General features: G+C 75.2%; 8 protein-coding genes. 5 read left to right on the forward strand and 3 right to left on the reverse strand.

Annotation, left to right across the window (positions count from 1 at the left end; all coding sequences use genetic code 11):
- The first annotated feature begins 121 nt into the window (after window positions 1-121).
- Both ACFUVW_RS17510 and ACFUVW_RS17515 read left to right on the forward strand, forming a co-directional pair.
- Window positions 122-664 (forward strand): rRNA adenine N-6-methyltransferase family protein, encoded by a 543-nt coding sequence (locus ACFUVW_RS17510; protein ID WP_430572592.1) that lies wholly within the window; start codon window positions 122-124, stop codon window positions 662-664.
- A 40-nt stretch (window positions 665-704) separates the two neighbouring features.
- A complete protein-coding gene (locus tag ACFUVW_RS17515) occupies window positions 705-1,625 on the forward strand; it encodes an LLM class flavin-dependent oxidoreductase (protein ID WP_430572593.1) in 921 nt (306 codons plus the stop codon).
- A gap of 3 nt (window positions 1,626-1,628) precedes the next feature.
- Here ACFUVW_RS17515 and ACFUVW_RS17520 read toward each other — a convergent pair whose 3' ends face one another.
- The 3 genes from ACFUVW_RS17520 to ACFUVW_RS17530 are packed head-to-tail and all read right to left on the reverse strand — an operon-like array spanning window position 1,629 to window position 5,891.
- A complete protein-coding gene (locus ACFUVW_RS17520; RefSeq protein WP_430572594.1) occupies window positions 1,629-3,743 on the reverse strand; it encodes a CocE/NonD family hydrolase in 2,115 nt (704 codons plus the stop codon).
- A 25-nt stretch (window positions 3,744-3,768) separates the two neighbouring features.
- The gene (locus ACFUVW_RS17525) at window positions 3,769-5,265 is read right to left on the reverse strand and encodes a peptide MFS transporter (RefSeq protein ID WP_430572595.1); all 1,497 of its coding nucleotides are present in this window, start codon (window positions 5,263-5,265) and stop codon (window positions 3,769-3,771) included.
- The gene (locus ACFUVW_RS17530; protein ID WP_430572596.1) at window positions 5,262-5,891 is read right to left on the reverse strand and encodes a GNAT family N-acetyltransferase; all 630 of its coding nucleotides are present in this window, start codon (window positions 5,889-5,891) and stop codon (window positions 5,262-5,264) included. Before ACFUVW_RS17530 ends, ACFUVW_RS17525 begins: the two co-directional genes overlap by 4 nt.
- A gap of 111 nt (window positions 5,892-6,002) precedes the next feature.
- On the opposite strand from ACFUVW_RS17530, the gene ACFUVW_RS17535 reads away from it, so the two are divergent.
- The 3 genes from ACFUVW_RS17535 to ACFUVW_RS17545 all read left to right on the forward strand — a co-directional run bounded on the left by ACFUVW_RS17535 (window position 6,003) and on the right by ACFUVW_RS17545 (window position 8,325).
- Window positions 6,003-7,499, forward strand: a complete 1,497-nt coding sequence (locus ACFUVW_RS17535; protein ID WP_430572597.1) for an amidase — start codon at window positions 6,003-6,005, stop codon at window positions 7,497-7,499.
- 135 nt (window positions 7,500-7,634) lie between these two features.
- Window positions 7,635-8,075 (forward strand): DUF6097 family protein, encoded by a 441-nt coding sequence (locus ACFUVW_RS17540; RefSeq protein WP_430572598.1) that lies wholly within the window; start codon window positions 7,635-7,637, stop codon window positions 8,073-8,075.
- A gap of 76 nt (window positions 8,076-8,151) precedes the next feature.
- Window positions 8,152-8,325, forward strand: coding sequence for a CsbD family protein (locus tag ACFUVW_RS17545; RefSeq protein ID WP_430572599.1), 174 nt, complete (start codon window positions 8,152-8,154; stop codon window positions 8,323-8,325).
- The last annotated feature ends 35 nt before the right edge of the window (window positions 8,326-8,360 follow it).

Below are 8,360 nucleotides of genomic sequence, written 5' to 3' on the forward strand. Positions count from 1 at the left end.
GGTCCCGCCGAGGGCCGACCACGGTGCCGGCCGCCTTCTCGACGTCCTGGGGAAAAGCCGTGCGGGCACCGCGCGGCGGCTCGTAGGGTCGCGGGCATGTCGATCTTCATGGTGATCCGCCGTGCGCGCGTCCGGGCAGGCGCGCGCGTCACGACGCGACTGGGGATGGCACCCGCTCCGCGCTGACTGGGCCGCCCGCGTCGTCGAGCAGGCACCCGTGCGCCCCGGCGACCTGGTGCTCGACCTCGGCGCCGGCGACGGCGCGCTGACCGGACCGCTGCTGGAGGCGGGAGCCCGCGTGCTGGCGGTCGAGCTGCACCCCGGGCGCGCCGCGGCCCTGCGCCGCCGGTTCGCCGACGACCCGGTGACGGTCGTGACGCACGACCTCGCCGACCTGCGCCTGCCGCGCCGCCCGTTCCGCGTGGTGTCGAGCCCGCCGTACCAGCTGTCGTCGCGGCTGGTCCGCGCCCTGCTGGGCACCGACCGGCTGCTGTCGGCCGACCTGGTGCTGCAGCGCGCCGCCGCGCGCAGGCTCGCCGACACGCCCCCGGGCGCGCGCCATGCGCGGCGGTTCGTGCTCGATGTCGGAGCGCCCGTGCCGCGGCGCGCCTTCCGGCCCCCGCCGCGGGTGGACTCCGCCGTCCTGCGCGTCCGTCGGCGCTGACGGGCTACCCGGGCGGGCGGGCCTGGGGCAGGATCGGCGCATGACGACCCTCGGCTGCATCCTCGCGCCCTACGGCAACCCGCCCTCGCGGTTCGTCCCGTTCGCCCGCACCGCCGAGGCCGCCGGCCTCGACGAGGTGTGGCTGTGGGAGGACTGCTTCCTCGAGTCCGGACCGTCGGCGGCGGCCGCGATGCTCGCCGCCACCGAGCGGCTACGCGTCGGGATCGGCGTCATGCCCCTGCCGCTGCGGAACGTGGCGCTCACCGCGATGGAGACGGCGACGCTCGACGGCATGTTCCCCGGCAGGTTCGTGCCGGGCGTCGGGCACGGCGTGCAGGACTGGATGGGCCAGGTCGGCGCCCGGGTGTCCTCGCCGCTGACGCTGATGCGCGAGCAGGTCACCGCGCTCCGCGCGCTGCTCGCCGGGGAGCGGGTCACGACGTCCGGCCGCTACGTGACGCTCGACGACGTCGCCCTCGACTGGCCGCCCGCCGCCGCGCCGCCCGTGGTCGCCGCGGCGAAGGGTCCCCGGACGATGCGGCTGGTCGGCGAGATCGCGGACGGCGTCGTCATCGACGGCGACGCCGGCGTCTCGGGCGCCCGCGCGGCGATCGCCCTGCTCGACGAGGGCCGCGCGGCCGCCGGCCTGCCGCCCGTCGCGGAGTCCGGGACGGGCAGCGCGCACCCGTTCCGGGCGGTGGCGTTCGCGCAGGTCGCCACCGGTGCGGGCGCGGCCGAGCGGCTGCGGGCCTCCCTCGCGACGTGGGACGTCGACGCGTCGTCCGACGAGGTCCTCGCCGACCACGCCACCTGGGGCACCGCGGAGGAGGTCGCCGACGGGCTGCGCCGGTTCGCCGAGCTCGGCGTCTCGACCGTCGTCGCGCAGCCGACACGGGACGAGCCCGACCTCGACGGCTTCGCCACGTTCCTCGGCCAGGAGGTCGCCCCGCTGCTGAGGTAGGTCTCAGCCCGCGGTGCGCGGGATCGTCCGCGTCCACCGGCGCTCGAAGACGACCTCGTCGCCGTCGCGCGCCACCACCTCGTTCTCCGTGCGGAAGACGTGCTCGTCGCAGGTGATCTCCGACCGGGTGACGACGCTCGCGTCCCAGCCGCCGGTCATCCCCTCGGGCAGCGGGTCGCCCGCGGCGCGACGCAGCCGCACCGTCCAGTCGGAGCGCGTGCGGGCGCTCGTGGCGTCGCGGCCGATCCAGTACCGCTCGAGCGCGTCCTCGGTGAACTCCAGGCCGTCGGGGTAGGTGCGGGTGCCGCCGTAGCGCGGGTCGACCTCGAGCAGCCAGCGGCCCTCCGCGACGTCGCGGACCACGCGGCGCTCGGGGCGCGCCTCGTCCGGCTCGCCGAAGACGACGCCCAGCGGCGGCGCCTGCTCGGGCTGCTCGAACCCGACCGGCGGGTGCGCCGACGCGCGGTCGTGCACGGGCAGCTCCAGCGCGCCGTCGCCCACCGCGACGGCGAGCACGGCGTCCCCGGGCTGCGGCCACACCCACGGCCAGTAGGCCGACGAGACCGCGAGCCGCAGCCGGTGCCCGGGGGCCAGCGCGTAGCCGGTCCCGGTGAGCTCGAACGTCACCTCCTCGGTGGCGCCCGGCGTCCACGGCACCGCCCGGTCGCGGCCGCGCCGGGCGGAGAGGTTGAGCGCCCCGCGCGTGACGAGGGTCGACGACCCGTCGGGACCGACGTCGCACAGGCGCGCCACGACCTGCCCCTTCTCCCCCGAGCACGTGAGCCGCAGCCGCACGCGCGCCCGCCCGAGGATCTCCAGCGGCGCGGTGAGCGGGGCGGAGTCGAAGCAGAGCGATCGTCCGTCCTCCTCCCGCTGGTCGGGCGGCAGGTCGGCGTCGTTGCCGAACGGGAAGAAGCGGCCGGCGTCCACGCCGGTGTGCGACGGCGAGTCCACCAGCCACGACGTCGGCACGGGGTGCCCGCCCGGAAGCGCCTCGACCGTGGGTGTCGTGGTCCGCAGGCCGCCCTCGGGCGGGTCGTCGGCGCGGTCGGCGACGAGCGGCAGCTCGCGGGGGAACACGTGCGGCGACGGCCACGAGGGCTCTCCCACCCACCGGCCGGGCAGCTCGTCGTAGACCGTGGCCGGCGGCACGGACTCGCTGATCCACGCGCGCAGGGGCGGGTCGTCGAGCACGCCCCGGTCGGCGCCCTTGAGCCAGTGGTCCCACCAGCGCAGCGTCTCCTGCAGGAAGCCGATGGCCGGCCCGGGCGGCAGGCCGCGGTCGGGGTACTGGTGCGACCAGGGGCCGAGGATGCCCCGGACCGGGGCGCGCAGGGCGCCGTCGTCGCCCGCCGCGGCGAGGCGCAGCACCGTGTCGCGGTAGGGGTCGTTCCAGCCGCCGACGGCGAGGACGGCGGCCGAGATCGTCGAGTAGTCCTCGATGACGCTGCCGTGGCGCCAGTAGTCGTCGCGGGTCTGGTGGTCCAGCCAGGTGTGGACGAACGGCTCCGTGCGCTCCAGCCGGTCGAGCCACTGCTCGCGCCAGCCCTCCCCCACGTACGCCGGGTCCGGCGGCCGCGAGCAGAAGGCGAGCATCGTGGCCGCCCACGCGTGCATGTCGACGGCGAGCACCGAGCCGCCCGTGTAGTGCACGTCGTTGTCGTACCGGTCGTCGGTGGAGCAGACCGTCACGATCGCCTTGAGCGGCTCGGGGGCGAGCGCCGCGATCTGGAGGGAGTTGAAGCCGCCCCACGAGATGCCGAACATCCCCACCGAGCCGTCGCACCACTCCTGCGCCGCCAGCCACTCGACGACGGCCACGCCGTCCGCGAGCTCCGTGGGCGAGTACTCGTCGTCCTGGAAGCCGTCGGAGTTGCCGCTGCCGCGGACGTCGACGCGCACCGAGGCGTAGCCGTGCCCGGCGTAGTACGGGTGCCGCTGCGCGTCGCGGGGGGCCGTCCAGTCCGACAGCCGGTACGGCAGGTACTCGAGGATCGCGGGGACGGGCGTCGGGTCGACGGGGCGCCAGACCCGGGCCGCGAGCCGCGTCCCGGCGGCGAGGGGGATCCACAGGTCCTCGACGGTGGTCTCGTGGGGCAGGTCGGTGACGATGCGCATGGTGTCCCTCCGGCGCTCGGGTCGATCAGTGGACGGGGTGCATCGTGCGCCTCATCCACGGTGACAGGGCGAGCACGACGACGGCGACGATCACGGGCACGGCGCCGTTGACCGCGAAGTACACGCCGTCCGGCACCTCGCCGTAGAACCGGACCGTCTGCGCCTGGATGCCGTTGGCCAGGGCGATGGACAGGAACCACACCGCCATCGACTGGCTGGAGAACGCGAGCGGGGCGAGCTTCGTCGTGGCGGACAGGCCGGTGGTCTGCAGCAGCACGTCGCCCAGGCCGAGCAGCAGCAGCGAGACCAGCAGCCACCAGACGGCGATCCGCCAGTCGCCGGACTGACCGCTCACGGCCGGCACCAGGACGAGATAGGACAGGCCGCCGAGCAGCGCGCCGAGGGCGACCTTCTTCGAGGCGTGCGGCTGGCGCGGCCCCAGCCACGTCCACAGGGCCGCGACGAGCGGGGCGACGAGCACCTCGGCGGCGCCGAGGTAGGAGCTGAACCAGGCCGACGGCACGTCCCAGCCGAAGATCGTGCGCTGCACGTGGTCCTCGGCCAGCAGGATCAGCACGGAGTACGCCTGGAACAGCACGAAGTTGAACGCCACGGACGCGATCCACAGCACGAGGAACGGGCGCAGCCGGCCGCGCTCCTCGGTCGTCACGCGCGGGCTGCGGAACATCACCGTGAAGTAGACGACCGGCGCCACCATCGCGATCACGGTGAGGGCGTCGACGACACCGGCGACGCTGAGGCGCCCGACGAGCGCCAGCACGCCGACGACGACCACGACGGCCGCCGCCGCGCCGAGCAGGAGACGCCGGGTGCGGCGCGCGGCGTCCGGAGGCAGCGGCGCCTCGGCGGGACGGCCGTAGCCCGGGATCCGGCGCCGGCCCACGACGTACTGGACCAGGCCCGCCGTCATCCCGATCGCGGCGGCGGAGAAGCCCCAGTGCCAGCCGACCTCGGCGCCCAGCCAGCCGGTGACGAGCGGGCCGACGAAGGCGCCCACGTTGATGCCCATGTAGTAGAGGGCGAACCCGGCGTCGCGGCGGTCGTCGGCGGTGGAGTAGAGCTTGCCCACCAGCGTGGACACGTTCGGCTTGAGCAGCCCGGTGCCGAGGCTGATGAGCACGAGACCGACCCAGGTGGAGATCTCCGCCGGGACCGCCATCGTGTAGTGGCCGGCGGCGATGAGGATCCCGCCCCACAGGACCGCGCGGTAGGAGCCGAGGACGCGGTCGGCCACCCAGCCGCCGCCCACGGACACGAGGTAGACCATCGTGCCGTAGCCGGCGGCGATCGACGCCGCGTTGCCGGGCTCCATCGCGAGCCCGTCGTCCGCCACCGAGGCGGTGAAGTACAGGACGAGGATCGCCTGCATCCCGAGGAACGAGAACCGTTCCCAGACCTCCAGGCTGAAGAGCGTCGCGAGCCCCCGGGGGTGGCCGAAGAACGCCCGGTCGTCATGGGTGTCCGGGGCGGGGTCGACGGCGGAGGCGTCCTCGGTGGTCACCCGTCCAGGCTCCCACCGCCGGCGCCCGCCGACCTGCCGAGCGCCGAGCCGGCGTCCGCGGCCGCGAGCCGGGCCTCGAGGCCGGCGCGGACGTCGGGCCACTCGTCGTCGACGATCGAGAAGTACGCGGTGTCCCCCACGGTGCCGTCGGCGGCCACGCGGTGCTTGCGCAGCACGCCCTCGGGTCGTGCCCCGAGGCGCTGGATGGCCGCGCACGACCGGGTGTTGCGGGAGTCGGCGCGCAGGGCCACGCGGCGCATCCCCCACTCCTCGAACGCGTGCCGCAGCAGCAGGAGCTTGCAGGCGGGGTTCGTGGTGCCGCCCCACCAGTCGCGACCGTAGAACGTGGTGCCGACCTCCACGCGGCGCGGCCCGGGCGCCAGCTCGTAGAAGCGGGTGGAGCCGCGCACCGTCCCGTCGTCGCCCACGACGGCGAACGCCATCGTGTCCGGCGTCGCGACGCCCGCGGCGATCCACGCCTCGAGCTCCGTGACCGTGGTCGGGACGGGAGACGTCATGCCGAACCAGAGGTCGGCGTCGACGAGCGGGAGCAGTGCGGCGGCGTGCTGCGGGCCGAGCGGCTCCAGACGCAGGCCGTGGCCGGCGAGGACGAGGTCGTGGTTCACGCGCCCATCCTCGCCGAACACGAGACCGGAGCCGACCGGCGTCCAGGATCTGCACGATGGCGGCGTCGGTCGCCGCGTCGGCGGCCGACGCGGCTGGGTAGCGTGCGGACCATGGACGACGCCCTGCACGAGATGACCGCCACCCGGCTGCGCGACCTGCTGCGTGCGGGCGAGCTCACGCCGACCGAGGTGGCCGACCACTACCTCTCCCGCATCGAGCGCGCGAACGACGGCCTGGGGGCGTTCGTCAGCGTCACCCCCGAGGCGGCGCGCGAGCGGGCGGCGCACCTCGAGCGCGACACCCGCGACGGCGGCGACGGACCAGCCGGCAGGGGCGTGCTGTGGGGGCTGCCCGGCGGCGACAAGGACCTGTGGCTGCGCGCCGGGGTGCCCGCCCGGTTCGGCTCCCGCGCGTTCGCCGGCGAGGACGCCGTGGTGGCGCCGGTGAGCGACGAGATCGTCGACGTCCTCGACGCCGCCGGCATGGTGAGCCTCGGCCGCACGACGGCCCCCGAGCTCGGCTTCCCCGCCTACACGGAGCCGCTGGCCGGGCCGGTGGCGCGCAACCCGTGGGACCCGTCGCTCGGGGCCGGCGGGTCGAGCGGCGGCGCCGCAGTCGCCGTCGCGGCGGGGCTGCTGCCGTGCGCGCCGGGCTCGGACGGCGGAGGGTCGGTGCGCATCCCCGCCGCCGCGTGCGGCGTCGTCGGGCTCAAACCGAGCCGCGGCCTCGTGCCCGCCGGGTCGGGGCAGGAGTCGCTCGGCGGGCTGGTCGTCGACGGGCCCCTCGCCCGCACGACCGAGGACACCGCGCTGCTGCTCGAGGGGATGCTCACCCGCACGCCGGACGGCCGGGTGGCGCACCCCCTGACGCTGCGCGCGCCGTCGGCGCGCGCCGGGGAGTACCTGGCCGCGGCCCGGCGCGGGGAGGTGGCCGGCAGCGGCGGCGAGGACGTGCAGGGCCGCTTCCGGGTCGCCGTCACCACCGACTCCGCCTGGGACGACTTCTACGCGATCACGACGTCCGACGAGGCGCGCGCCGCGCTCGACGCCGGCGTGGCGACACTCACCGGGCTCGGGCACGAGGTCGACGGGCTGTCCCTCGAGCCCGACCCGACGTACGGCCCCGCGTTCCGCACCCTGTGGATGGCGGGCGCCTCGGCGGTACCGCTCGACGACCCCGCACGCCTCGACCGCCTCGAGCCGCTCACCCGGTGGCTCATCGGCCGCGGACGCCAGGTGCCCGCGCGCGAGCTCGCGGAGGCCCTGCGCGCGCTCACCGCGTTCGAGCGCAGGCTGGTCGCGCAGGTGTCGCGGTTCGACGCCGTCGTCACCCCGGCGCTCGCGATGACGCCCCGCCCCCTCGGCTGGTTCGACCCCGAGGACCCGGAGCGCAACTTCGAGCAGCAGTGCCAGTACACGCCGTGGACGTCGATGCTCAACGTGGCCGGCCTGCCCGCGATCACCGTGCCGACGCGCTGGACCGACGACGGGCTGCCGATGGGCGTCCAGCTGATCGGGCGGCCCGGTGGCGAGACGACGCTCCTCGCCCTCGCCGCCCAGCTCGAGGACCGGCTGCGCTGGGCGGACCGGCGCCCGCCGGCCTGGTGACCTGTGACCGGGAGCGCCCGGCGCGGATGAAAGGATGCCGTGGGCACGCGGCGAGGCGGCGTGCCTTTTCCACGCGCCCGAACTGCACCTCAACCGCCTCTGAACCGCCCCGGGGCCGGAGAACGGAAGACACACGTGACCCACGTCGGACCGGTCCTGTCCGCGACCGTCGAGCAGGCCGAGGAGCTGCGCCGCCTGCACACGATCATCACCGAGCGCGACCTGCCGATCCCGCTGCGCGACGACTTCGCCGAGCAGTGCACGGCGGTCGAGCAGCACCTCGGCGGCGACGAGTTCACGAACCTCTCCCGGCGGATCAGGCGGATCAACGCCCTCTCGGGCTGGATCGCCGCCCCCGTGCTCATCGCCGCGGTGGTGCTGTACGTCGTCGGGAAGTTCACGGACCTGCTGCCCGTCGACGACGTGCTCACGCTGTTCCTCAACCCCGTCGTGATCGCCGTCCTGGCCGTGATCCTCGTGTCGGTGCTCGGCATCGCCCTGTGGATGCGGTCGGCGAACAGGCGTCTCCTCGGCCCCGTGTACGGCCGGCTCCTGCAACGCCTGACCACGGCCTGAGACGTCCGCGTGCGAGTCGGAGGAGGGGCGCCTACGGTCGGTTTTCGAGGTCGTTCGTATGACGGAAGGAGCCCCGATGGGACTGGGAGACAAGGCCAAGCACCTGGCGGAAGAGGCCGAAGGCAAGGTCAAGGAGGCCACGGGCAAGCTCACCGACGACGAGAGCAAGGAGGCCGAGGGCAAGGCCCAGCAGGCCGGCGCGAACCTCAAGCAGGCGGGCGACGACGCCAAGGACGCGTTCAAGAAGTGACCCGCTGACACGACGGGGCGCCACCGCTGCGGTGG

The sequence above is a fragment of the Isoptericola sp. NPDC057391 genome, from assembly GCF_042668085.1.
In the GTDB taxonomy this organism is placed as follows: domain Bacteria; phylum Actinomycetota; class Actinomycetes; order Actinomycetales; family Cellulomonadaceae; genus Isoptericola.

What these genes read in the sequence shown, in the direction of transcription:
- ACFUVW_RS17520 (WP_430572594.1), bottom strand. Translation starts at nt 3,743, where the DNA reads ATGCGCATCGTCACCGACCTGCCCCACGAGACCACCGTCGAGGACCTG.
- ACFUVW_RS17535 (WP_430572597.1), top strand. Translation starts at nt 6,003, where the DNA reads ATGGACGACGCCCTGCACGAGATGACCGCCACCCGGCTGCGCGACCTG.
- ACFUVW_RS17515 (WP_430572593.1), top strand. Translation starts at nt 705, where the DNA reads ATGACGACCCTCGGCTGCATCCTCGCGCCCTACGGCAACCCGCCCTCG.
- ACFUVW_RS17545 (WP_430572599.1), top strand. Translation starts at nt 8,152, where the DNA reads ATGGGACTGGGAGACAAGGCCAAGCACCTGGCGGAAGAGGCCGAAGGC.